28 protein-coding genes are annotated in these 23,938 nt (G+C 53.7%); 11 read left to right on the forward strand and 17 right to left on the reverse strand.

The annotated features are described in order from the left end of the window. Positions 1-22: 22 nt before the first annotated feature. From ACFOOP_RS00860 to ACFOOP_RS00870, 3 genes are all read right to left on the reverse strand, one after another. Entirely contained in the window at positions 23-2,281 is a 2,259-nt protein-coding gene (locus ACFOOP_RS00860; RefSeq protein ID WP_379878774.1) for a TonB-dependent receptor, read from the reverse strand. Between the two features lie 183 nt (positions 2,282-2,464). Then, on the reverse strand, positions 2,465-3,277 hold the full coding sequence (locus ACFOOP_RS00865; protein WP_379878776.1) for an IclR family transcriptional regulator domain-containing protein: 813 nt from the start codon (positions 3,275-3,277) through the stop codon (positions 2,465-2,467). A 77-nt stretch (positions 3,278-3,354) separates the two neighbouring features. Further along, complete coding sequence (locus tag ACFOOP_RS00870) at positions 3,355-4,503, reverse strand: CaiB/BaiF CoA transferase family protein (RefSeq protein ID WP_379878778.1); 1,149 nt, start codon at positions 4,501-4,503, stop codon at positions 3,355-3,357. A gap of 262 nt (positions 4,504-4,765) precedes the next feature. Here ACFOOP_RS00870 and ACFOOP_RS00875 point away from each other — a divergent pair, with 262 nt between their 5' ends. From ACFOOP_RS00875 to ACFOOP_RS00890, 4 genes are all read left to right on the forward strand, one after another. Further along, positions 4,766-5,545, forward strand: a complete 780-nt coding sequence (locus tag ACFOOP_RS00875) for a citryl-CoA lyase (protein ID WP_379878780.1) — start codon at positions 4,766-4,768, stop codon at positions 5,543-5,545. Between the two features lie 17 nt (positions 5,546-5,562). Beyond that, positions 5,563-6,585: a uroporphyrinogen decarboxylase family protein gene (locus ACFOOP_RS00880; RefSeq protein WP_379878782.1), complete on the forward strand. Its 1,023-nt coding sequence runs from the start codon at positions 5,563-5,565 to the stop codon at positions 6,583-6,585. Between the two features lie 85 nt (positions 6,586-6,670). Continuing rightward, on the forward strand, positions 6,671-8,071 hold the full coding sequence (locus ACFOOP_RS00885) for a hypothetical protein (protein WP_379878784.1): 1,401 nt from the start codon (positions 6,671-6,673) through the stop codon (positions 8,069-8,071). Positions 8,072-8,095: 24 nt separating this feature from the next. Beyond that, positions 8,096-9,238 (forward strand): cobalamin-independent methionine synthase II family protein, encoded by a 1,143-nt coding sequence (locus tag ACFOOP_RS00890; protein ID WP_379878786.1) that lies wholly within the window; start codon positions 8,096-8,098, stop codon positions 9,236-9,238. 132 nt (positions 9,239-9,370) lie between these two features. Here ACFOOP_RS00890 and ACFOOP_RS00895 read toward each other — a convergent pair whose 3' ends face one another. From ACFOOP_RS00895 to ACFOOP_RS00910, 4 genes are all read right to left on the reverse strand, one after another. Continuing rightward, positions 9,371-10,147, reverse strand: a complete 777-nt coding sequence (locus ACFOOP_RS00895) for a PRC-barrel domain-containing protein (protein ID WP_379878788.1) — start codon at positions 10,145-10,147, stop codon at positions 9,371-9,373. Positions 10,148-10,313: 166 nt separating this feature from the next. Further along, positions 10,314-10,493 (reverse strand): YqaE/Pmp3 family membrane protein, encoded by a 180-nt coding sequence (locus tag ACFOOP_RS00900; RefSeq protein WP_379878790.1) that lies wholly within the window; start codon positions 10,491-10,493, stop codon positions 10,314-10,316. 219 nt (positions 10,494-10,712) lie between these two features. Beyond that, complete coding sequence (locus tag ACFOOP_RS00905; protein WP_379878792.1) at positions 10,713-10,898, reverse strand: hypothetical protein; 186 nt, start codon at positions 10,896-10,898, stop codon at positions 10,713-10,715. Between the two features lie 58 nt (positions 10,899-10,956). Continuing rightward, entirely contained in the window at positions 10,957-11,622 is a 666-nt protein-coding gene (locus tag ACFOOP_RS00910) for a hypothetical protein (protein ID WP_379878794.1), read from the reverse strand. A 178-nt stretch (positions 11,623-11,800) separates the two neighbouring features. Between ACFOOP_RS00910 and ACFOOP_RS00915 the strand changes: the two genes are divergently transcribed. The 3 genes from ACFOOP_RS00915 (at position 11,801) to ACFOOP_RS00925 (ending at position 14,368) form a co-directional block, all read left to right on the forward strand. After that, a complete protein-coding gene (locus ACFOOP_RS00915) occupies positions 11,801-11,974 on the forward strand; it encodes a DUF1328 domain-containing protein (RefSeq protein WP_379881478.1) in 174 nt (57 codons plus the stop codon). A 275-nt stretch (positions 11,975-12,249) separates the two neighbouring features. Beyond that, complete coding sequence (locus ACFOOP_RS00920) at positions 12,250-13,581, forward strand: ATP-grasp domain-containing protein (RefSeq protein ID WP_379878796.1); 1,332 nt, start codon at positions 12,250-12,252, stop codon at positions 13,579-13,581. 10 nt (positions 13,582-13,591) lie between these two features. Beyond that, the gene (locus ACFOOP_RS00925) at positions 13,592-14,368 is read left to right on the forward strand and encodes a gamma-glutamyl-gamma-aminobutyrate hydrolase family protein (RefSeq protein ID WP_379878798.1); all 777 of its coding nucleotides are present in this window, start codon (positions 13,592-13,594) and stop codon (positions 14,366-14,368) included. A 38-nt stretch (positions 14,369-14,406) separates the two neighbouring features. Here the strand turns inward: ACFOOP_RS00925 and ACFOOP_RS00930 are convergent, their stop codons facing one another. The 4 genes from ACFOOP_RS00930 to ACFOOP_RS00945 form a co-directional block, all read right to left on the reverse strand. After that, positions 14,407-14,658: a hypothetical protein gene (locus ACFOOP_RS00930; RefSeq protein WP_379878800.1), complete on the reverse strand. Its 252-nt coding sequence runs from the start codon at positions 14,656-14,658 to the stop codon at positions 14,407-14,409. 31 nt (positions 14,659-14,689) lie between these two features. Continuing rightward, positions 14,690-15,112, reverse strand: a complete 423-nt coding sequence (locus ACFOOP_RS00935; protein WP_379878802.1) for a phage holin family protein — start codon at positions 15,110-15,112, stop codon at positions 14,690-14,692. Positions 15,113-15,139: 27 nt separating this feature from the next. Next, positions 15,140-15,463 (reverse strand): ElaB/YgaM/YqjD family protein, encoded by a 324-nt coding sequence (locus ACFOOP_RS00940; RefSeq protein WP_379878804.1) that lies wholly within the window; start codon positions 15,461-15,463, stop codon positions 15,140-15,142. A gap of 269 nt (positions 15,464-15,732) precedes the next feature. Beyond that, positions 15,733-16,194: a hypothetical protein gene (locus ACFOOP_RS00945; RefSeq protein ID WP_379878806.1), complete on the reverse strand. Its 462-nt coding sequence runs from the start codon at positions 16,192-16,194 to the stop codon at positions 15,733-15,735. A 268-nt stretch (positions 16,195-16,462) separates the two neighbouring features. On the opposite strand from ACFOOP_RS00945, the gene ACFOOP_RS00950 reads away from it, so the two are divergent. Next, the gene (locus ACFOOP_RS00950) at positions 16,463-16,636 is read left to right on the forward strand and encodes a DUF1328 domain-containing protein (protein ID WP_379878808.1); all 174 of its coding nucleotides are present in this window, start codon (positions 16,463-16,465) and stop codon (positions 16,634-16,636) included. Between the two features lie 49 nt (positions 16,637-16,685). On the opposite strand, the gene ACFOOP_RS00955 is transcribed toward ACFOOP_RS00950, so the two are convergent. The 3 genes from ACFOOP_RS00955 to ACFOOP_RS00965 are packed head-to-tail and all read right to left on the reverse strand — an operon-like array spanning position 16,686 to position 19,398. Further along, on the reverse strand, positions 16,686-18,329 hold the full coding sequence (locus tag ACFOOP_RS00955) for a sensor histidine kinase (RefSeq protein WP_379878810.1): 1,644 nt from the start codon (positions 18,327-18,329) through the stop codon (positions 16,686-16,688). Positions 18,330-18,385: 56 nt separating this feature from the next. After that, positions 18,386-18,604 (reverse strand): hypothetical protein, encoded by a 219-nt coding sequence (locus ACFOOP_RS00960; protein WP_379878811.1) that lies wholly within the window; start codon positions 18,602-18,604, stop codon positions 18,386-18,388. Next, positions 18,601-19,398, reverse strand: coding sequence for a response regulator (locus ACFOOP_RS00965; RefSeq protein ID WP_379878813.1), 798 nt, complete (start codon positions 19,396-19,398; stop codon positions 18,601-18,603). Before ACFOOP_RS00965 ends, ACFOOP_RS00960 begins: the two co-directional genes overlap by 4 nt. 63 nt (positions 19,399-19,461) lie before the next feature. On the opposite strand from ACFOOP_RS00965, the gene ACFOOP_RS00970 reads away from it, so the two are divergent. Then, positions 19,462-20,328: a metallophosphoesterase family protein gene (locus ACFOOP_RS00970; RefSeq protein WP_379878814.1), complete on the forward strand. Its 867-nt coding sequence runs from the start codon at positions 19,462-19,464 to the stop codon at positions 20,326-20,328. A gap of 33 nt (positions 20,329-20,361) precedes the next feature. On the opposite strand, the gene ACFOOP_RS00975 is transcribed toward ACFOOP_RS00970, so the two are convergent. From ACFOOP_RS00975 to ACFOOP_RS00985, 3 genes are all read right to left on the reverse strand, one after another. After that, positions 20,362-20,634 (reverse strand): hypothetical protein, encoded by a 273-nt coding sequence (locus tag ACFOOP_RS00975; protein WP_379878816.1) that lies wholly within the window; start codon positions 20,632-20,634, stop codon positions 20,362-20,364. A gap of 7 nt (positions 20,635-20,641) precedes the next feature. Continuing rightward, the gene (locus ACFOOP_RS00980) at positions 20,642-21,169 is read right to left on the reverse strand and encodes an RNA polymerase sigma factor (protein WP_379878818.1); all 528 of its coding nucleotides are present in this window, start codon (positions 21,167-21,169) and stop codon (positions 20,642-20,644) included. 468 nt (positions 21,170-21,637) lie between these two features. Further along, entirely contained in the window at positions 21,638-22,372 is a 735-nt protein-coding gene (locus ACFOOP_RS00985; protein WP_379878820.1) for a Crp/Fnr family transcriptional regulator, read from the reverse strand. Positions 22,373-22,697: 325 nt separating this feature from the next. On the opposite strand from ACFOOP_RS00985, the gene ACFOOP_RS00990 reads away from it, so the two are divergent. Then, positions 22,698-22,910, forward strand: a complete 213-nt coding sequence (locus ACFOOP_RS00990) for an anti-sigma factor family protein (protein WP_379878822.1) — start codon at positions 22,698-22,700, stop codon at positions 22,908-22,910. 119 nt (positions 22,911-23,029) lie between these two features. After that, a complete protein-coding gene (locus ACFOOP_RS00995; RefSeq protein WP_379878824.1) occupies positions 23,030-23,926 on the forward strand; it encodes a diacylglycerol/lipid kinase family protein in 897 nt (298 codons plus the stop codon). Positions 23,927-23,938 lie beyond the last annotated feature (12 nt).

The raw sequence follows: 23,938 nt of genomic DNA on the forward strand, positions 1-23,938 counted from the left end.
GTCTCAATGTAATCCGATCGCGCTAAAAGCGGACCGTCAAATCAACACCCCAACGCATGGGTTGCGCCTTGAACAAAAACCCGCCCGGCGAATATTCCGTATTATATTCTTCATCGAACAGGTTCCTCGACCAGAACATCAGCGACCATTGATCGTTGGTGATGCCTGCGCGAAGATTCACGAGATCCACAGGGTCCCGCTCAACCGGGAAGGCGTCAAGCGCAAGTTCGGGGGCGCTGAAGGGGATAGTAAAGGTTGTGTCGCCAAGACGATTGTAATCGACACGCACCAGCGCATCGACATCGCCCCATATGGGCGCGCGGTATTCAGCGCCGACATTGACGGTGTATTTAGACACCAATGGCGCGGCACCCCCGATTGCGACCGGGTCCGGGAACTCAGTGATTTCACTGTCCGTATACCCGAAGCCGGCGTTGAACGAGAGATTGTCAGTCAGGTTTGCGTTCAACTCGACATCAAAGCCTTTATACTCCACCTCGTCGATATTGCCGAGATTTTGCGTTGAGTTCGCCGCGATAAAGACAAAGAAATATGTGCCTTCGGCCTTGGTGAAATAACCGCTTGCATTGAGGTTGACGCGACCGTCCATAAAGCTCGACTTGAAGCCCGCTTCATATGTGTTGGCGGTTTCCTGATCGAAGAGATCCCCGACATTGAAAAAACCGCTGGCGTCCGCCAACCCGCCGACGCCGGTCTGGTTGAAGCCGCCGCTGCGGAAACCGCGGCTGTAGCTGGCAAACAGAGTCAGATCGTCTGTGGGCGTATAGCGCAGGACCGCTTGCGGCTGCCAATCATCCCATGTGTTTTCCCTGACAACACCCGTGCCGCAATCAGGGCCAGGCGCGCAAGGAAGGAACGCAGCAGGCGTAAGCGTTGTGTTCTCGCGCTTGTCATGGTCATAGCGAAGGTTCAACGACAATTCGAGATTATCGAGAATGTCAAACGAGGTGTTGAGATAAACCGCCCATGCAAACTGATCCTGACTGTCGGCGAGGAATGTCAGCTGAGGATGCGCCGGGTCTGTGCTTGGCGTGCGATAGACAGGGATCACGCCAGCGCCGGTGTCAATCTGGTTGCCGGTCGAGATGTACCGGTCTGTGACATAGATTTGCCCGCCCGCCATCCAGCGGAAGCGATTGTCTGAAGGAGACGTAAAACGAAGTTCCTGGGTGAAGGTTTCAACGTCCAGAAACTGTGTCTGGCTGAAATTGAACCCGACCCGGTTGATAGGAAACGGCCCAAAGGGATCGAACGGATAGCCGTCGCCGGTCAGCAGTTCTTCGACACTGTTGAAACCGGTGATAGACGTAAAGGCGCCGTATGACGTTTCATAACTGAGTTTCAGCGCAGCGTCGTAGATGTCGCGCTCATTGACGCCGGAATTGTTGAGATTGATTGGGCGGTCGGTGAAGTTAGGGTTGTTAAAGTTTGGATCCGAAAAATCCGGAATTACATAATAGAGCGCGCGCGTATCGAGCAGGTCTGCGGAAAGGCGCAGGTCGGCGCTGAAATTATCTGTGGGCTCATAAAGGAACGAAACGCGGGCATTCAAATCCTCGACGGGATCGACATTCTCCTCAGCGCTGGCATCGGTCGTATTGACGTTATTCAAAAAGCCTTCCGTATCGCGCCACGAAACTGCGCCGCGCATATAGAAATTATCAGCGAGCGGCACATTGACTGCGCCCTGTAATTTGTAGCCTGGACCCGATTCATAACCGGCGGTGAACTTGGCTTCAAATTCATCGCTCGGTTTTTTGGTGGTGATGACAATCGCGCCGCCAATCGCGTTTCGTCCGTAAAGCGCCCCTTGCGGGCCTTTCAGCACTTCGATCTGTTCAATGTCGATAAGCGCCTGATTGAACTGCGCCGGCTGTGTCATGGGCACGCCGTCCACAACAATCGCTGCGGACGGTTCGCTGTTGCGTGCCTGTGAGATGCCGCGAATGACGAGGAAGCTTGTGCCGGCGTTCTGCGTCTCTACAAAAGTGACGTTTGGAACCTGTTCGATAAAATCAGCAGGCCGCTCGATGCCGCGGTTTTGTATCGCCGTTGAATTCAGAACCGTAACCTGCGCGGGCACATCCTGAATGGATTCATCGCGCCGCCGCGCGGTGACGACAATCTGATCGCCTGAAGACGCTGCGCGATCACCGCCGCCTTCTGTTCCTGTCTGCGCAAAAGCGAGCGCTGGCGTACACAAGGTTGCTAAAGCGGTTGCGCACAAAAGCGCACGCGCATGTTTTGATGCAATGCCCATCCCTATTCCTCCCGTAGATTATCGTTCTTCGCCGGGCGGTTTCCGCCTCTTTCAGCCAACGATTCTTGTGCCGGCATGGTAAAACTTCGTAAATCGAAGTCAAGTTCGATATTCGAAGTTTTGAAATGGCGCAAAAAGGCAGGTGACGGCCTTATGGCCCGCCAGTTTCTGGAAAAAGCGTGATTAATCGCTGCTAAGCGAGCGGGAAATGTAAGGATGCCTGGCGAGCGCTGTCTGGATTTCAGCAGCGGCGCGGCGGAGAACCGGCACATGGGCGCGGATCAGCTCTTCAACCGAGATACGCGTCGTTGACGTGGAACAGTTGATCGCGGCAACAATCCGCCGCTCCCGGTCAAAAACCGGAGTAGCGACAGAAACGATGCCGTAATCGAGCTCGTCAAGAGCCGCGGCGTAACCATCTTCACGCACCCGAGCCAGAATAGACCGCAATTTTTCAGGCGATGTAATGGTGCGCTCGGTAAACCGCGGCAGCTTTGCCGCCGCCAGATAGTCTTCAATCGCCTCTTCGTTCTGAAACGCCAGCAACACCTTGCCGAGCGAGGTCGCATGCGCAGGAAACCGGGTTCCGACATTGGCGCTGAGCCGGATCGGGCGCAGCGTGGAGACATGCGCCACATAGAGAACATCATGACCAGACAAGACAGCCATGGAGGAGCTGTCTCCTGTTTCGTCCCGCACCGCCTGCAAAAAGGGCAGCGCGACCGTTTCGAGATTCATCGAGGAAATATAGGACCAGCCAAAAGCCAGCACTTCCGGGCGCAACAGAAAGCGACGGCCATGCTTGGCGACATAACCCAACTTCACCAGCGTATTGAGACAGCGTCTCGCCACCGCAGGGCTCAAATTCGTGACGGCCGCCACTTCGCTGAGCTGCATTTCCGGCCGGCTCTGATCGAACGCCCGCAGAACAGAAAGTCCGCGTTCGAGCGTTGAAAGATATTCCGGCTCCTTATCGGAGTTTTTGGCCCTGGCCATTGTCGGCGCCTCAAAGATTTACGCCGTGGCTTATCGTGCTCCGCTCGCTAAATCCAGCATCGCGCGCTTATGGGTGGCTACTCCGCAGCGTCCTTTGCAGAGCGGCGGCCGAGAATTTCGCCATTATGCTCGCCCAGCGTCGGCGGGGCTTTCACGTCAAGGGCGCGCTCACCGTCAAAAGACAAGGGCGAGCGCACCGTGCGGAATTCGCCCATTTCCTTATGGGTGTCTTTTAGCTCCAGCTGGAGATGCCGGGCTTGCGCGCTCGCCAGCACTTCCGGCGGATTGCGCAAAGGCGAATGCGGCACTTCTCCAGCGGAAAGACGCTCACACCATTCATCCAGCGAACGGATTTTGAAGATCGGCGCCAGGAAGTCGTTCACGGCGTCGTAGTTTTCAATACGGGAAGCGCGGTCACAGAACTCCGGACGCTTGAGCATGTCGGGCTGATCCACCGCTTCCGCAAGATTCTCCCAGAATTTCGGCGGAGACGACATATGAAGCGCAAGCCAGCGTCCATCGCTGCATTCGAAAACATAGGATTGAGAAACATGGGGGCGGCTATAAGGCCCCATAACCTCACCCGCCGAAAGATAATGGGTGAAGTCATCGAGATTGAAATGGCACATGGCTTCAAACATGGACGTTTCCACGAGGCGTCCTTTGCCGCTGTCGCCGCGTTCCGTGAGCGCCGCGAGCACCCCGAACGCCGCGTAAAAGCCGGTGACGGCATCTGCAATCGCCGGCCCGACGACGCGCGGATGCTCCGGATTGACGAGCAGCCTTAAAAAACCGCTCGCCGCTTGCGCGACGCTGTCAAAGGCGGGGCGTTCCTTGTCAGGACCATCGGGACCGAAGCCTGAAATCGAACAATAAACGAGGCGTGGATTGATTTTCTGCAGCCGTTCGAAGCCGACATTGAGGCGGTCGGCGACGCCGGGACGGAAATTTTGAATAAACACGTCCGCGTCGGCGATAAGCTTGTCCAGCGCCGCGAGATCATCAGCGTCTTTGGTGTTCAGCGTGATGCTGCGCTTGTTGCGATTGTATGTCTGAAAATGCGGGCTGTAGAGTTCGCCCTTAAAAGCGCGGAAAGGGTCACCTGTGCCCGGCTGTTCGATCTTGATGACATTGGCGCCAAGATCGGCAAGCAGCATTCCCGCCGCCGGCCCGGTGATAAAGGTGCCCATTTCGAGCACTGTGATGTCTTTGAGCACTTTGACCATTAGGCCGCTCCTCGGCTTCAGGCGTTTTGAGGCGCCGCGCTGCAACAAAGCATGCGCAACTTGAATTTGCGCGCTTTATGAATGGCCTCGTCCTCAAAATCCGGCGTTATCCTTGACATCGCTATAGAAAATTCGAATAACGAAGACAAGTTCGGAATGCGAAATATTTTGCGCTGATCACATCGCGCATGGCAAAACGGCACAAACATGCAATTTCACCTGAGGGGCGAACACACCCGGCTCAGATGAAAGGACCAGAACAATGCGCATTGGAAAGCAAGATAATCCCTATAGCGCGATTTGCACCTCGACCTCGGAACGGATTTTCGTCAGAGGCCGCGATCTATGCGACGACATTATCGGCAAGCTCGATTTCACAAGCTATTTCTGGCTGCTGGTGACGGGACAAGAGCCAACGCCGACACAAAAACGTTTCGCCGATGCAGTGCTCGCCGCAATCGCAGAACATGGTCTCGTGCCGAGTGTTGTCGCCGCACGCATGACCTATGCCGCCGCCCCGGAGGCGTTTCAAGGCGCTGTCGCCTCAGGATTGCTCGGATGCGGTTCCGTTGTGCTCGGCAGCGCTGAAATCGCCGGCCGTTTTCTGGCGGATATTGTCGCCGATGCCGACGATGTCGCCGCCGCCGCTGAGCGCGCCGTAAAAAGCCTGCGCGAGAATAAAAAACCTATTCCGGGTTTTGGCCATCCTCTGCATGCGGATGGCGACCCGCGCGCCCACCGCCTTCTTACCATGGCGCGTGAAGAAGGCGCCGCCGGCGCCCATATCCGCGCGCTTGAAGCCGTAACAAATGTCATTCCAACGGTCGTCGGCCGCCCCCTGCCCATCAATGTGAACGGCGCCATTCCGGCCGTGATGCTGGATGTAGGATTTCCCCTCGGCGCATTGAAAGGCATTTCGCTTCTCGCCCGCACCGCCAGCCTGATCGGTCATCTTCAGGAAGAAACGGAACGTCCGATCGGCTTTATCCTTTCAGGCAAAGCCGCAGAAGCGATCAGCTATGACGGGCCGGAAATGAAATAATAATAAAGGAGACGCCCATGGTTCTGCTGCCAACATCGCTTGTCGGATCCTACCCCCAGCCGGACTGGCTGATCGACAGAGAAAAACTGGCCGGGCGCTTTCCTCCGCGCGTGCGCGTCAACGAATTGTGGCGCGTGGCGCCTGAATGGCTTGATCAGGCGCAGGACGATGCGACCCTTCTCGCGATCCGCGACCAGGAACATGCCGGTCTCGACATTATTACCGACGGTGAAATGCGACGCGAAAGCTACTCCAACCGCTTCGCCACTGCGCTTGACGGCGTCGATCTCGATAATCACGGCACGGCGCTGGACCGCAGCGGCCACCCCAACCCGGTGCCGCGCGTCACGGGCAAGATTAAGCGCCGCCATTCTGTACAGGTCCGCGATGTTGAATTCCTGCGCGCCAATACGGACAGACAAATCAAGATCACGGTTCCCGGCCCCTTCACCATGTCGCAGCAGGCGCAAAACGATTTCTATGAATCCGAAGCCGACATGGCGCTCGACTACGCCGCGGCGGTCAATGAAGAAATCAAGGATCTCTTTGAGGCTGGCGCCGACTATGTGCAGATCGACGAGCCTTATATGCAGGCGAGACCGGAGAAGGCGCGCAACTACGGTCTCGACGCGCTGAACGCCGCCCTTGAAGGCGTCACAGGCAAGACTGCAGTTCATATCTGCTTTGGCTATGCGGCGATCATTCACGAAAGGCCCGAAGGATATTCATTCCTGCCGGAGCTTTCAGGCTGCTGCGTCAATCAGGTTTCAATCGAAACAGCGCAGTCAAATCTGGATACATCCGTGCTTGAGAACTTGCGCGGCAAAACCGTCATCCTCGGCGTGATCGACCTGTCGACAAATGAAGTTGAAACGCCGCAAACGGTCGCTGACAGAATCCGGCGCGCCCTACCTCATGTCGATGCTGATAAAATTATTGTCGCGCCCGATTGCGGCATGAAATATCTGCCGCGCGATGTCGCGTTCGGAAAAATGAAAGCAATGGCCGACGGCGCCGAACTCGTCAGGGCGGAATTATAATCAGGAGACAAGGAACGCGCCGATAATTTCGGCGCTTGCCTCATCCTGCTGCCGGCACGTTGCTTCAAAAACGAAGGAAACGCCCATGCAGTCAGTTTCGAACAGACCGGAAACGTTGCTGGAAAGCATCTATGCCTTTTGCCGGCAGAACTCGATGGCGGAGTCGACGTTCGGCCGCCGCGCCGTTAATGACGGCAAATTCGTCTCGCGCTTAAAGGACGGCTCGCGCCTTCGACCCGAAACTTGGAACCGGGTCGTTAAATTCATCGCCAAGCATGGCGGCGAGACGCCCGCCGCGCCCGGCTCGGGGGCCCTTCACGTCCTCCCGACAGAAACGTACGCGCCAACAGGCGACACGTCGTCTGAAAAGAATTTCAGGTTCTTCGACAATCGTCAGAAATATCTGATGTTCGTGAACACCTGCAGTGAAAAGGACATCGTGGCAAAGCGCGCCGGCATGGAGTTAACTTTCATTCAGCCCGCCCCGCCCGCCATCCGGGTGTTTGACGGCGGTATTGGCGACGGGACCGTGCTGGCGAAACTTTTGCGGGAGATGCATGGGCGCTTTCCGACCATGCCTTTCTATGTCTCCGGGAAAGAGATCAGCCTTGAAGATATCCGCCTCGCGCTCGGCAAAATGGCGGACAGGCTGTTCGAACATCCATCGACCGTGCTCGTTTTTACAAATATGTTCTATTCCGAAGCGCCATGGCTGACGCCGAAAAAACCGGCGGCGAAAAAAGCGATGGTGTGGAAAGAGCTCGCACTAAAAGGCGGGACGGCTCATGATTTCGACCGGCAAATTGCAGAACTTGATAATTTCCTGACAGACAACTGGCAGGCGCGTCATAGTCCCAAGACCGGCAACCCAATTTATGAGCATCCCACCGTCCTTGTGATCTATCGCGAAGACTATCGCTTTCTTTTAAATGACGTCATTCCGAAGCCACAAAAATCGAAGGCCGATTTCGATCTTATCTTGGCGTCGCAGCCCTATCGTTTGCGTGTGCCTGCCGCCTTTAAGGCGAAAAACGTTATCGCACCGCTGGCGCGCGCCTTGCGGCCAAGCGGACGGCTTCTCGGCATCCACTCCTATGGACGTGATCCGGGCATGGAAATCATCAATAAGGTTTGGCCGGACGACAATCCCTTCGAGTCTGACCGGCATGACATTCTTCGCGCCCTGAAAGACGAACTTGGCGACGAAGTCGATGAATTCGATTTCAACGCTTTTTCCGATGACCGTTCGATTTTCCAGTACAAAATGCACACGTTGCCAACGGAAGTGGACTCGAGCATTGGCACATCAACTCTTTACGCCGCCTGGAACGACGCCGTCTATGTCGCCCAGATTGAAGACGATCGACTTGAAGAAATTCCTGACGGCGCCAGCCATCTCAATGCAACAAAAGAAATATTGCGAAAGCATGGCGGCCTCTGGTTCAACGACGAATCCTATGTGGTGTCGAGAACCAAACGCTCATAAGAACGATACTTCAAGGAGAGACCCATGACTTCCGCCGGACGTTTCCTGACGACCCATGTAGGCAGCCTGCCGCGCCCTGAAAAGCTGATTGAAATCATGTTTGCTCGCGAGGACGGATTGCCGCTTGAGCCGCAAGCGGTGGAGCGCGAAATCGAAGCCGCCGTTAGTGACGTTGTCGCCAGACAAGCCAAAGCAGGCCTCGACATCGTCAATGATGGCGAGATGTCAAAACCGAGCTACGCAACTTACATCAAGGATCGCCTCGCCGGCTTTGGCGGCGCAGGCAATTCCTACGCCTTTCAGGACATCGAAGACTTTCCCTCAGTAAAAGAGCGTATTTTCGCCGACCCCGGCCGCAAACACCGCAAAGCGCCCGCCTGTAACGCGCCGATCAGCGTAAAAGATATGGAGGCGCCAGCAAAAGACGCAATGCGCCTGAAAGCGGCGACAGCGGACCATGGCGGCGTTAAACCCTTCATGAGCGCCGCGTCGCCTGGCGTCACCACGCTCTTCTTCGCCAATGAATATTATGACAGCCACGAGGATTATCTTTTCGCCGTCGCGGAAGGGTTACGGCATGAGTACGAAACTATCGCGGCTGCCGGCATTAAGCTGCAAATTGACTGCCCTGATCTCGCTATGGGGCGGCATACGCAATACGCCCATCTAAGTCTCAGCGATTTCCGCGACCGTATGGCGTTGCATATCGAGGCGCTGAACCGGGCCGTCGCCAACATCCCTGCCGAGCAGCTGCGCATGCATATGTGTTGGGGCAATTACCCCGGACCGCACCATTGCGACGTGCCGTTCAAAGATATCATTGACATGGTCTGGCGCGCCAAGCCGCATGCTATCCTTTTTGAAGCCGCCAATCCACGCCACGCCCATGAGTATGAACTGTTTGAAAGCGTGAAGCTGCCTGAAGGCAAAGTACTGATTCCTGGCGTGATTGAATGTCAGTCAAATTACATTGAACACCCGGAGCTGGTTGCCCAGCGGATCGCCCGTTACGCTCATCTCGTCGGACGCGACAACGTCATGGCGGGCGTCGATTGCGGATTTTCCATCCATGCAGGATCAGGCGGCGTTGACCCAAGCATCGCCTTTGCAAAGCTCGGGGCGCTCGCAGAAGGCGCGGCCATCGCCACGAAACAATTCTGGCCTTAAATAGAAGGCGGCAATATTACCAATTTTCATGCTGGTAAAATCGAAGTCAGCAGATCAGGCGAAGCAAGTAAAGAAATGGCCGCCGCGCTTATACAATAAAGCGCGGCGGCCAGACAATTTTAGTTATTTATATTAGTCGTCCGTTTTTGCCGGCTTTTCGGCTTTGGTTTTATGAGGAGCCATCGTCTTCATTTCATGATGGCGCGCGGCGTTCACCGACGTCAACACCGGAGCATTTTCAATCTGCTCTTCGGTTGCGTTGATCACGACGCCGCCGTCGCCTTCCTCAATGCCAAGAAGGTCATAGTTGACTGCATATTTTTTCCCGGCGCCGATTGAACCCACAACGCTTTCCTGAAGAACGACATAGGGGATATCGCCATCAGCAGAGACAATCAGGTCATTTATAACCGCGTCATCATCGTCGTCTGGCGTGCTGACAAGGTCAGCTTTCGCGCCGATAACTTCCGAGGCTAAACGGTAGTCGTTGAAGCCATCCTGCTTGAATTCAACCGCGGATTTGGCGCTTTCTTCAGTAATCGCCGCGGAAACATAGGCGTCATTTCCATTTTCATAGGAAAGGGCGACCTGGTCAAACGGGATCAGGCCTTTCGCACCGCCCCAACCAAAAACGCCGCCGGTCAGATAAACAATATGGCTGGCTTTGCCATCGGGCCCGATAAGGACGTCGTCAACGCGCGCAACGCGCTCACCGCCGACGCCGACGATGCCTTCGCCGAGAAGTTCTTTGACGCTCATATCAGACGCATCTAGTGTCAGCTCATGCATCATTGCAGCTTCAGCGGCTGTGTCCGTGTTTTTCGCGCTTTTTTCCATTGCGTCGTCAGCAAAAGCGGTTGCGGACGCCGCCAACGAGATCGCTGCGGTCGTAATCATCAGTTTTTTCATGATAGTGCCTCCGTGTTCAGAGTTGCAAAGGGGTATGCTTTGGTAACAGCCACACAGACGGTATCGTTCCTGATGGTTAACAGCATTTCATTTACTTTGACGCATAAACAAAAACGCGCCCTACGGGCGCGCTTTGTAAACGGAAGCAGTAGCACTCCCGAGATTTTTAAACTGCTTTGGGCGACCCATCACGGCTTAAGATAATCCAGAGCGCATGAATGATGCCGGGGATATAACCAAACAACGTCAGAACGATGTTGATCCAGAACTGTGTCGTAATGCCAACCTGCATAGCGACGCCTGCAGGCGGAAGAAGAATCGCAATTATTATTCGCAGAATGTCCATGTTTAACTCCTTATCATTCAGAATCTTTGTCAATGAGCATTGAAGTGGCGCCCAACATCGACACCAAGCTCATAAAGACAAGCAAGATTGTTTCAGTGATCATGGGTCTATCTCCCTTTGTTTAGGAAACACCCTTATGCGCCATACGTTCCCCACATTGTCGCCATAAAAAAACGGCCCGAAAGGGCCGTTTTTAAATCAGGCATCCAAGCCTCATCGCTAGCTGGAAGAACCGTCAAGCTCGTCGGCGGCGTCTTCAATATCATCGCCGATGTCATCTGCAGCGTCCTCAACCGATTCAGCCGCGTTTTCTAACGGGCCGTCATTTTGATCTTCGATAAATGCAAAAATCAGGACGCCGGCGACTGCGGCGCCGATCAGGGCGAGAATAGTGTTTCTGGTCATAACGGTTCTCCTTGGGTTCCGGGTTGCTTACACGCGGAGAGCCGAAGGGTTCCCGGCGCTACAAATGAGCGCGCGACAGAGATAAGAAAATAAAAGTGGAATAGGCGCCCATAAAAATCAAAATCACCGCGGCGCCAAGCAATGCACGCATTCTTATAATGCGGATGCTGGCCGCCTTCGCCACCTCACTGACCGCGCGCGCGATTTCTTCAGACAAGTTTTCTTTCTTAAAGGAAGATAATGCAATGGCGTGCCTTGTTCCTGGCTCAGAGGTCGCTTCAATCGCTTTTTCATAAGCGCGTTCAAACACGATGCCGGCAATGAATTCCTTCAAGGCTTCGGTCGGTCTCCATTTGTGGCTACGAACGAGCATGACGCCGCGCCACAGAAGCGGCGCAAAAAGCCACGCGTCGCGCAGCGCAAACGCCAGCGTCACCACGATGACAATAGTTTTAAAGCCTCTGCCGGTCAGATCCCCCGCAGCATGTAGCGCGAATAGGCCAGCGACGATGCTAGTCTTCCAGCACAGTGAAATGGTGACGCGTTGGACACGCTGCCAGACAACGCCCGTTGTCTCACGACTAAGATCATCGATCGCGCTGACTTTGGCGATTTCGATCGCCTGGTTGACCTTGTTTTTGACAGCCCTGTTCATCACGGAGCGGCCCAATTTCACCCCCCCGATCACCGCCGTGGCCGCTACAAATGCCGCTCTCAACCACACAGGTCGTAACCCGCTGGAGCAAGATCTCGAAAAGACCGGATTAAAGAGGCTACAGACATCTCAAAGGCTTCTAATATTCAAGGGTAAAGGGGGTCTTCATCATATAAGAAACCCCTAGCCGGAACCAAGTTCCTTAAGCGCTGTTGTTATAACGCAATCGTTAAAATTGGAGGTTGTCATGCTTGGTTGGGCCTTGACTTTTCTTGTTGTTGCGCTGATCGCGGCCTTTTTGGGTTTCAGCGGAGTCGCCGCCGCTTCGGCTGGTATCGCGAAAATTCTGTTCTTTATCTTCCTGGTGTTGTTTATCGGAGCGATGGTGTTTCGCGCTTTAAGAGGCCGAACGCCTATCTAAGTCCAAACGCCTGATAATACATCGAAAATCACAACCGCCGCATTTATTGCGGCGGTTTTGTTTTTCTCGGGAACCAACGCCACGGCTATTTGTTTGGAGTGTGATTGCGAATTTCGGCTCGCCCCGTTCCGAGACTCGACAGTCATTGAACGCCCTAACGGCCCGCATTGCGAAGCCACTCGCCCCAGTGCTCGCGATACGGGCCGTTTTTGCGTCACCGCCCGGAACCTTTATCGATATTTTGTGTTGGCGGAACAGTTCATTGGAGCACTGACATGACAAAAAAACCGTCCACCGATGCTTACGGGCGCGTCATCGTAACATACGGTCGCTCTCTCATGTCGCTGGTGGCGGCGCAAAGTCTGGCGAAACACGGAATTGACGTCGTCGGTTGCGACAGCGTCGATATGACTGCTCTTCGTTTTTCCCGATTCTGCGGAAACTATTTTACGCATCCAGCTCCGGAACATGACGAAGACGCGTATATGAAATATATGTGCGCCATGGTGGAGCGTTACAAACCGGACAATGACAAGCCATACATATTGATGCCGCTGTTCGACAATGCGCGCATTCTGACGCGCAGACAAAGCGAGTTACCTGACTGTATAACCCTTGCAGCGCCGAGCGCCGCCTCCATCGATTGCGTCTACCCAAAAGACCGCCTGGCGAAAACGATGAAAGCCTATCCGGGCATTGGTCCGGAAAGCGCAGTGATATCGAGCATGGATGATCTACGCAGCGCGGCGGAAAAAATGGAGTTTCCCCTTGTGTTGAAGCCGGCCGAAGGTGTCGGCGGCCGCGGGGTCACGTTTGTCGAAGATTTGGACGAACTTGAAAGTGCCGCTTCTGCGCTCAATCTCGGGCTGGATCAGGCTCCCCTTATTCTGCAGGAAACAGCGCCCGGCGAAGATTTTTGCATGACAGCGCTCGCGCATGACGGCGAAATTTGCGCAGCGATGGCGTATAAAAATCTGGAAACATTTCCCAAAAAATCCGGCGCCGGGACGGTCAGAGAAACCGTCGATCACGCTCCGTTTATGGAAGCGACAAAAAAGATTCTCGGCGCGGCCAAGTGGAATGGCGTGGCTGAGATTGATTTCCGCTGGGACGGGGATCCCGAGAAGCCGGCGCAACTTATTGAAGTAAATGCGCGCTTCTGGGCGGGACTGTATCATTCCATGGCTTCAGGCGTTGATTATCCATGGTTGTTGTATCAACTCACCGCTTATGGCGAAGTCAGCGAATCGAGAGCGCCTGAAATCGGAAAAGTCACCAAAACACCTGTGTTATCGACTTTATCCGCCCTCTCGGCGACACTATCTCGCACCTTCCGTTTTCCCTTGGCTAAACGCATCATCGGTCATGGGTGGCGTGACGTAAAAGCAGGGAACTGGCGCCAAGGCTCCGCTTCAATCTGGCGCGGTCTTCGCTCGGCAATCGCATTCGACAGGGCAGCCTTCACCGCCATGGAAAAATTTGACGAAACACGGTCGGCCCCAGGTGAGTTTGATCACGCCCATGATCCATATGCAGGCCTTGGCGTTTTGTTTATTTTGAGCTCACTGATGCGCCATGGCCGCCTCCCCGATGAAGTGAAATATTAGGAGCGTTAGTTTGACAGGTGAAAAGCCCGTAATTGGAGTCACCAAACCAAGCCAGGGAGATAATGGCGCCTATGCGCTGGTTGCGCTTGGCGTCAGCCTTGTCGGAGGAAGGCCCGTCGCAATAACCACCGAGAGTACAGAGCCCGATGTCGCTATTGACGGCATTATCCTCGGTGGAGGGCAAGACGTTTTTCCAATGCTCTTCGATGATACGCCAAAGCAAGGCTATGTTTATGATCGTGGCCGAGACGATATGGAAATCATGCTGGCGAAAACTGCGCTGAAGCAAGATCTTCCTATTCTCGCCATCTGCCGTGGCGCGCAATTATTGAATGTCGCCTATGGAGGCAGCCTTCATCTCGACATGACCAAAGCCTATGAAGACGCCCAGTATCCAGACTCCTTTCTGGCGAAAGCCTTTTACAGAAAAACCATCACAACCAGCGCCGGGTCGCTCATTCAAAAGGCTCTCGGAGCGCCAACGATCTTGGTGAACTCGCTTCATAAGCAGGCAGTCAAAGAACTTGGACAAGGCCTCAAAGTTACTGCGAGAGAAAAAAACGGTATAGTCCAGGCAATTGAAGATCCAGAAAAGCGGTTTGTTCTGGGCGTCCAGTTCCATCCAGAATTTATGCTTCACCGCCGTAAATTCCGGCGCATTTTTGAGATGCTGATTGAGGCTGCGAAAACGTCTAAAGCGTTAACGCCTTTGCAGATTAAGGCGATGTCAGAAGAAGCGACGGCTGGAAAAGAGGCTGAAGAGGGCGCGCGCCGAAAGGCAGGATAAACCTTTAATTTGCGCGATGAGCTTAGCTCATAAAGAGCCTAGCTGGTTCTTTCCTGTCGATCGCTGCTGAGACGACTGATCTCACGCGCCAAGGAGAGATCTCGATAAGCAGTCAGGCGTGACTTGCGCAGCTCGGAGTTTACCCGCGCCACATCGAGCATTCTCGATAAAGCGGTAGTTTGTGTCTGGAATTGGTGATTAAGCGCTTTTACCCGCTCTTCTGGAAGACGCCCATCAGCCATCGCTTCTGCGTCAAGCAATAAATAATCATCTCGTTCAAGGTTTGTCATAACGCCCCTCATAGTGTTGCACTAGCAAAAACTAATCATCGTCAAAGATATCCAACGCGGCGACAGCCAGGCCCGCCGCCGCGGCAATGGCAAGAACGCTGGCTGGTTTTGTTTTCACTTTGTCCAGCAGCATATTCTGCGTCACCCGGTCCATAACGCCACTGGTCAAAAGGCCTGACGCAAAAGTCGGGGCCGGGGGAGGCGTCTGGGCCAAGGCAGGCTCAGGATCTTCCCGATCAGCGAAATACACGCACACCATGCCGATCGCTAAGACGCCAGCGGCGCTAATCATCAACGCAGCAGGAAGCGGCATTGACTGACTCAAAACAATAGCTGCTGCGGCGGCAGCAAAACCTACCGCAGAAAGGATGAGAACAGCCGCGCAAACCAGCCACAACGACCGGCGCAAAGCGTCCTCACCTTCCTCTTTCAATACCCGAAACAGCTTGAACATCGTAATTCTCCTGGACGTTGGTTACGTTTATTTACGAAACACAGTCCTGCCGAGAAGAAACCCGAGAGCCACAGCGGCGCTTAGCGAAGCGACCGGGTTCTCCCGCACATTCTTCTGAACAGCTTCTGCTGCAGCGCGGGTTTCCTGGTCCGCCGCCGCGAACAAACTTGACGCATGCTCGCGGGCTTCGGAAAATTGCTCGTCAAGCTTATCGCTCGCATCTGCGGCTTTTTTTGAGCCGACTTTCAAGATGTCATCGCGCAAAGCCGCGAAGTCATTCTTCAGGGCTTCAATGTCTTCGCGAAGAACAGATTGGGCGTCGCCCTCTGCTGCGGAATTGGAAACGGACATAGATTTTTCTCCGTACATTTTGTTGCGCTCCTTTCGAAACTTCTTTCAATAGAGAGAACAGCTACGCGCGGTTTTCGTTCCCCTGAACAGTAGTGCGGAGGTGAAAAAACCCGGGCGCCGAGGCGGCGATTAACCCAATATAAACAGGTATTTACGAGTCAAAACAATCACTCGAGAGATCTCACGTCCGCCATCAGCCGCCTGAAATGGCGATATCCCATCCCGATCTCTGGAAACCGCCTGGGGTTTCCCGCCTTGCTTTGGGTCAATTATTCCGCCGCACCGGCGCCGTTAGCGGCAAATGATTGGGTGCCAGCGTGTGCAATATGAACAGGCGCGCTTTCCGGCATTTCAGGAGCCAGTTCTTCACATGATATTGCTTCATTGGCGAATGAAGGCGCTTTAAGGAGTCCTGCATCGACACAGGAATCAATCTTCGAATACTCCGCTTTATGAAACTCAGACACTCTCGGTTTGTTTACAACAGAGCCAAGATGGCGGAACGAAGCAACTTCCAGCGTATAGGGGACAAAATTCGAATGCGCCGGCTCTTTCAGCCAAGACACCAATATAGCCGGCTCACTGGTCTTAACCGTGGGAGACGATACGGCTTTCATTTCAGTTGCTGAAAACTGAGGTTTGAATGCTTCTTGCGCAAAGGCAGAGGAAATTAAGCCTGTGACGGAAAGCAATGAAGCAGCAAGAAAAATAGAGTTTTTTAAGCCAGTCATTCTGTCTCTCTCCCGTCTTATTCAAACGTAAAATAAATACAGAGCTACATTTTCCACGATGAGCCTTACGTGGCGCAGCAACGCTACGATCCATACACATTGGAGAGAGAGAGGTTCCTGAGGCGGCGCTCAGCTTCAGGTCCGTCGATCATGTTTATGAGTGAGTTGACGAAGAGAGCATGCGGTAACCACTCAAAACAGGAACTTCATGGCGCGGCGCGTGTCTGCCTAAGCGAGAGTTGGTCCGAAAGCGAAAAAGGAGGCTACTATGCTTGGCTGGGCGATTACTTTTCTGATTATAGCTTTGGTTGCGGCTTTTCTGGGCTTCAGCGGCATTGCCGCGGCGTCAACAGGTATTGCGCAACTTCTGTTCTTTGTATTTCTGGTTTTGTTTATTGTCGCCATGGTGGCGCGCGCTGTCCGCGGCCGACCGCCAGTGTAAGCGCTGAGAAATACAAAGCAAAAAACGCCCGCGCCATGCGGGCGTTTTTTTATGCCGCTTTCGGCATGCGAATTGAGACGGATGCGCCCTCTTCGGTTATATCCCGCTCAATCTCTCCGGACAAAAATCCATCCACCAGTCGGTGGATGATATTTTTGCCAAACCCCTCCGCTTCGTCGCCAGATTCAGTCATGGGCGTATTGTTTTCTTCCCGCCATTGAAAGACGAACTCTTCATCATTCTCACGCCAGTCAATCGTCAGCTTCCCTCCAGCATCTCGAAGGCAGCCATATTTTGCTGCGTTAGACGCCAGTTCATGCGCGATAAGAGCCCAGGCAGTCGCCGCGCCGGCGTCAAATATTTTTGACTCTCCGTTTATGAAAATGCGTTGCGGTTTCATTCGCCACGGCCGCAAGGTGACTTCAAGAATTTCCCGCAAATCGGCGCTTCGCTTCTTCAGGTCTCCCGCGCCGATATTATGCGCCTCATGCAGCGCAAAAAGCCGACGGCGAGTTGCATCTGCAAATTCATCAACGGTTACCGCATATCTCGCACTCAGGCTGATGAGCGCATTCGTTACAGAGAAGAGATTCTTAATGCGATGATTGAGCTCATGGACAAGCAAGTCATTGCTTTCTTCCGCCGCCTTGCGCTTGGATATGTCAACCGCACAGAGGCACAGGTGGAGCGGTTCGCCAAAATCAGACAAAATTGGTGTGACTGTAATAAGGGCCCACCCCTTATCACCTTCTTCATCCCAAAACGGCGCCTCACCCGTAACCTGCCCCTCCTCTCCGGCTCGCTCGATAAGATGCTGCACCGTCGCGCGCGTGTCTTCAGACCGCCCCCACATTTGCAGCTCCCAGAACTCTTTGCCCTTCCATTCTTCTTCAGTCTTGCCGCTGACGGTTTCTCCGTACTCATTGAGATCAAGAATTTCACCGTCAGGCGTCATGATGGAGAAAACCGCCCCAATGCCATCGATCAGCTTGCTGACGAGGCTTTCGCGCTCTTTGAGATCGGTAATATCGTAATTCACCCCTGCGAGACTGAGCGCGCCAGATCTCGGGTCAACGATCACGCGTCCCCTGCCGCTAATCCAGCGGAACCGGCCCTCACCGTCACCCACACGAAATTCCGAGCGGAAAGGGCCGGAACTCGAACGAGCGCCTTCGATAGCTCGACGCACCTGGTCCAGGTCATCTTCATGAATTTTCCGGAAAACATCATCGGCGTACACAGCGCCTTCCGTTGGCAGCAACAAGAGCTCACGAAGTTTCGGGCTGGCGTGAAGCCTATTGGTTTCAAATTCCCAGCGAAAGACGCCAAGATCCGCAGCTTCCGAGGATATCTCGGCTTGCCAACTCGCTTCAAAAAGCCGTTCCTCAAGAACGCGCACATAATAGATGACAGCCGCTGTGGCGATAATAAGAACAAGCGCGGCGGACAGCCATTGAATCCCGTTAGTTGTTAGCTCACCGGGCCCCGCCCAGACCACGCACGCAGCGACCAAAGCAATCAAGGCAAGCCACAGAACGGTTCGCCGCATTAACGCCAGATAGCCAGCGGCTGTGGCGCCAAGTAAAGAAACCAAAGTCAAAAGAGGATAGGTCGAGTTCGGAACGAGAACCGCTAACGCCATCAACACGAAGCTGGCGGCGAGCCAGAGCCGGCCTAATCTCCGTGTCTGCAAGACTTGCCGAAATAGACGGGTTGTGGCCTTCGGTGAAATGGTAACCATTGAACGCGTTAGGCGCGGTCAAGCTGCTCTAGCAACTTGCCGGCTTGCTCAGGATCCGTTTTGGTCAATTCCAGCCCTAAATAGATAAGTGAGCGGATCGCCGCTGAGCGGCTCGCAGCCCGGTTCTCGAACCGCCAGTCGTCAATCATGGAAAGCTCGGAATCGGCGACCATGATTTGCAGCTTTTCAACCCGCTTTTCCGGCGCGGCCGCCTTATTCTGGCTCATAGGTCACCAGCTGTTGTTGCATCTGCATCGATCGCAGCGTACCGGGCCGCATCAAGGCAATGGGCGACGGCTGCCTGAACTGCTTCAGGCCGGTATGGTTTGACGATAACAAAATCGGGCTCCACTTCGTCCCCCTTCAGAACCTCATCCGGATAGCCGGTAATAAATATTACAGGACATTGATGCGCGTCGTGAAACGCAGCAACCGCATCCACGCCGGTTTTCTGTCCATCCAGATTATAGTCGGCAAGCACGATATCAGGCGAATTCTCCAGCGCCTGGCGCACGCCCTGCTCAGCCGTCCGCGCCATCCCGACCACAGTGACGCCCATATCCTCAAGAACATCCTTGAGGTCGGCTGCGATAAGCGGCTCATCCTCCACAATAAGCGCGCTCTTTTCGCCACGGGCCGATCTGACTATAGCGCGCCCCTCCGACAGTAAATCTTCATAAGGCCGCGACAACGGCTGAAGTATCTCTTCGACCTCGCGCGCGGAAAATCCACACACATCGCTGAGCAGCAAGACCAGACGGGCTTCTGAGGGCAAGGGCCCCATACTCTTTATGAATGCGGAATTGGAGAAAGGTTTGGGAGCGGCGTCTTCCGCAATCACTTCCCGCCAGCGAATAATAAACCGGCGAAACCATTCCACGCGGTTCGCCGGCGGGGCGCCGTTAACATTCTTTTGATTGGCCTCAGCAGCAACAGCAATCGCCAGCTCGTCACCGACCAAACGGTCGGCCGTAACTGCTCGTGCAAATTGCCGAATTGAGGCGCTGACAGGCAAAAACACATCGACTCCGGTCAGTAATACTTCAAGTGGAACACCTTACCACCGACCTGGTTCCACACATAAATGAAATTTATGGTCGATTTCCGAACTTTTTCCATTTTTCAGTGTATCCCCTCTGTGGTCAAGATCGCACATATCTCAGACCTTCACTTTGGGCGCGCAAATGAGGCCGCTCTTGACGCGTTGATTCTGGCAATCAACAGCGAGCGACCAGATTTGATCGCCATCACGGGTGATTTCACGCAAACAGGCGCCAGGCGGGAATTCGAAGCAGCCAGCCTCTTTCTGGCCTCGCTATCAGCTCCCATTCTCGCTGTGCCTGGAAATCATGACACACCTGTCTACAACCTTCCTCTTCGCTTCCTGAAGCCCTGGGCCCGTTTCGAAAAGCATATCGGTGCCGCGCAACTTCAGATCGCGACGGCCGGCGACACGGTGGTGATAGGACTGAACTCGGCCCGACGCGCCCGTATGCGTTTCAACTGGTCCTACGGCAAGCTCTCCCGGAAAATTATCGAGGTTGCAGCCAGTATCGCAAAACGTGAAAGCGCTGAAGGAAAAATCGTTTTTGTCGCCGCTCATCATCCATTTGAAAAAGGGCCCAATCGCGCCGGAGCGGAAATCGTAGGCAATGGAGCCTATGCCCTACAACGCTTTGCCCAATGCGGCGTTAGCGCCGTCATGACGGGCCATGTGCATCTTAGCGCCGCCGGTCCGCTGGCAATAACACAGAACCAAATCCTGTCGATCCAGTGCGGCGCCAGCGGCGGCGCGCGCGAACGCGGAGAGGCCGCCGGTTTCGGTCTAGTTACTATTGAGGGTGGCGACGATGTTTCCATCGATTACCGGCATTTCGATCATAACGCGTATAGACAAGGCCGTAGCTTCGTCTTCTCCCGTTATGGGAGCCAATGGAATAAAACCCACTAAATCCTCTGATGGATATTTCGGATAGCCTTCGCGCTAGTGTCGCTGTGAAAGCATCCTGCCCGCAGCGTGGGTCTGTTTACGTGCGCGCAAGCGGCGCATAATCCCGAGAAGCTCTTCATCCTCATAGATCCTTGCTTTAGCGGCAAGAAGCTCTGAATTGACGCGCTTCAACTCCATCACATAAAAAAACGCTCCGTCATCCTCAGACAAACGCTGAAGAATGGCGGAGGTGCGGGCATTCGCCGACGGATCGTCGGCGAATGCATCGAAATCTTGGCGGGTGATAAGGTGCTCTATTTTAGCCATACCACACTTACATCACAGCGGCCGCCTTGGTTCCTTCCTCTTTCGAATTTTCTTCTCCGACCATAGACAGCAGCCTGCTGCGGGCGCGCGAAAGGCGCGAACGCACCGTCCCGACGGGAATTTCAAGCATCTCTGCAGCTTCTTCGTATTTCATGCCTTCGATGACAATCAGCGACAAAATCACCTTGTCATTCAAAGGGAGGTGTTCAAAAGCTTCAACAACATCATTGAAATGCATGGTCTGCTCCTGGGTTTGCGCAGTGGCGAGACGCCCTTGGGGAGCGTCGTCAAGCTCGACGGCGACGCCGCGGACTTTCTCACTGCGGATTTGATTCAAAAATACGCGACGGCAAATAGTGAAAAGCCATGAACGCAAATTAGAGCCGTCAAAAAGGTGGGCTTTACGAAGAGCGCGCTCAACACTGTCCTGGACAAGATCGCTCGCCCGATCGCTATTCTTCGTCAAATGAAGCGCAAAACGGTTCAGCGCTGGCAGGCATTCATTAAGTTCCGCTGCTGAAATCTGTGTTTGCATGTCGTCCTCCTGTGATCCGATGACGACAAACTGACCTGACCGGAAATAGAAATCAAACAAATCCGCGTCTGTATCATGTAGAGAAGGCTATCCTTATTGAATATCAAAGCATTGATACACTAACTACTAATATGTAAGTGATCATTATACCGATTTAACTTAAGTTCCGCCACTTGACGAACCCACTCCAAAACACATCTAACGCACTGTTTTTATTGATGTCCTTTTCTCCTGGCCTCACCGGGAACACCTGCAAAAAGCCGTTGTACATCGAGGCCTCCGCCCCGACGAATTGCAATAATCCACCCTCTTGGGAACAGAGGTCTCGCAAATGAAAGTTTGTTCAGGCGCTGAAAAGAACATATGAGACGGCGATTTCGCTAACGCTTGGGCGAAATTATACGGCTTAGATCGCAAAATCTCATGATGCGCAGACGAATATTCCACGCAGTCTCAAACTTATGAGGATTAAAAATTGAATCCCAACCGGCGCGGATTCGCATCGAGATGCAGATAGTCATCGCGAAAATCACACAACTCGACCAGATGTTCGCGGCGCTCAAGCGTAATCCAGCCTTTTTTACGCGATAGGGCTCCGGCTTTTTCCAGTTCGCGCAGAACCCGATTAATATGAACGAAGCTCAACCCAAGAGCATCGGCAAGCATCGCCTGACTGACGGGCATGTGAAAACTGTCTCCTGCTCCCTCGCCCGAAATGAGCGCGCGCCGGTGAAGCTCAAGCAAAAGATGAGCGACGCGTTCACGCGCTGACCTGCGCCCATTCCTGACAATCTGTTCTCGCAGGATTGCCTCTTCCTGCAACGCGCACCACCAGAAGGCTGCGCCAGCGCGGCCTTTTTTGTCAAAAACCGAAAGAATCTCGCGCCGCTTTATCTCCAGCACCTTAACCTGGTTCAACGCCAGCACAGAATGGTCCGCCCCGCTGCTGACAAAGACCTGCAAGTCATAGACGTCGCCAGGCAACATGAAATTGAGGATCTGAGAGCGGCCGTCTTCCAGGGCGATATATCGCGCCGCCCAGCCTGAGGAGACGATGAAAGCGTCGCCGGGATCATCACCGCGAGTTATTATTTCTTCGCCTGATTCATAGACTTCTACACGATATTTCAATCCGTCGAGGGCGGTGCGATCATCCTCGTTCAGATCGGCATAATAGTTCAATCGCCGAAAAAGGGCATCCATGTTCACCTCTGCTGCACAGGCTGATAAGCTGGAAAACACATAAATTCCGATTTCGTGCGTCTAGGGCATTGCGAAATTATGGTTTTCATCACGAGCGCTCGCATCACAAGATAGCGCAAAGATTACAACAAGCGTTTTTGCGGCGCACCTCCCAAATTCGAAACCGCACCTTACACAACCTTTGCATTGGCGCTCTTTGATGTCATCATATAGGGTATGATGGCGGTAATGAACTGGCCTTGTTCTTTGAATTGGCTGATCAAAGCCATAAAATCCGAATAACGCCGCACAGCGTCTCCGAGATTAGCAGAAAAGAAATGGCCATATGAAAAAGTCAAAGCCATTCATAATTGACCCAACCTTCGAGGAGCTGAGCTGTTACATCGACGGTGAATTGCCTGAGGAACAACTGAGAGCCATTGATGACTGGCTTGTTGAGCACCCGAAGGCGCTTGAGAGGTTATTAAAACTGCGCCAGATAGAGGGCGAACTGCGCAATGCAGTTAAAAATAAAAAATCAGCACCGCCCGACAATTAACCTCAATAGCTGTTGGATTCGGTTATTACTCACGAAATCGCGATTAAACAGCTTCGCCGCAGCCGGGAACTCATAAAGCCGCCAATTTGTTCTTTTTCTAGCAGAATTGAAGGTCGGCCATGTGCGTATATGCGTTTATCAACACGAATTCAGGCGGCGTTCAGACCATCGGCCCGGAGAGGGCGTCGTCAATTCTTTTCCATGAATTGAAAGAAGCCGGGCTTGATTGTCGAATGACGCTGGGGGGGGCGGCAGAATTCTCCGCCTTTGCTGAAGAAGCAAAAAACGCCGAAAACACCTCAATGGTCGCGATTGCGGGCGGAGACGGCACGCTTGCGATGGCCGCTTCTGCTTTTCTTGACACATCTATACCGGTTCTCCTTCTGCCAGGAGGTACAATGAACCTTATCGCTCATGATCTGTGTATCGGCGGCGATCTCGAAATGGCCGTTAGAAATGTGGCCTCTTGTCGTCCGCGCCGGATTGATGTGGCGACGATTAACGGCCGCGCTTTCTTGAATAATGTAGTCTTCGGCGATTACGCAGACATGGCGGAGGCAAGGGAAACGATACGCGACGCAGAGAGTATGGATGAAAGGCTTGGCGCAATTTCTGAGGCCACTCATACGCTGATAAATTCCGCGCCGCGAAATTTTCGTATTGAACACCCCCAAGGCGTAAGAGAAATCGGATCGAATATCTTGATGATTTCGAATAATCCCTACACTCATGCTTTAGATATGCGCCCGCGCCGAAAGCGCCTGGATACCGGAAAGCTTGCTATCTATGTTGCTGAAAGCAACGATGGCATCGATCTCATCGCGCGGATGGTTGAAGTGATGCGTGGAGAACTTGGCAAATCTTCCGCAATTGAGCGCATCGACGCTGAATCATGCATCATCCACGCCGATTGCGAAACAATTCTCGCAGCCGTTGATGGCGAACCTATGGAGATGAAAACGCCTGTAACAATTTCCATCAAGCCGCGCGCATTGACCATTCTTAGACCTGAATAAAACTTCTCGATA

It is taken from the genome of Hyphococcus aureus (genome assembly GCF_042643165.1).
Taxonomy (GTDB): Bacteria; Pseudomonadota; Alphaproteobacteria; order Caulobacterales; family Parvularculaceae; genus Hyphococcus; species Hyphococcus aureus.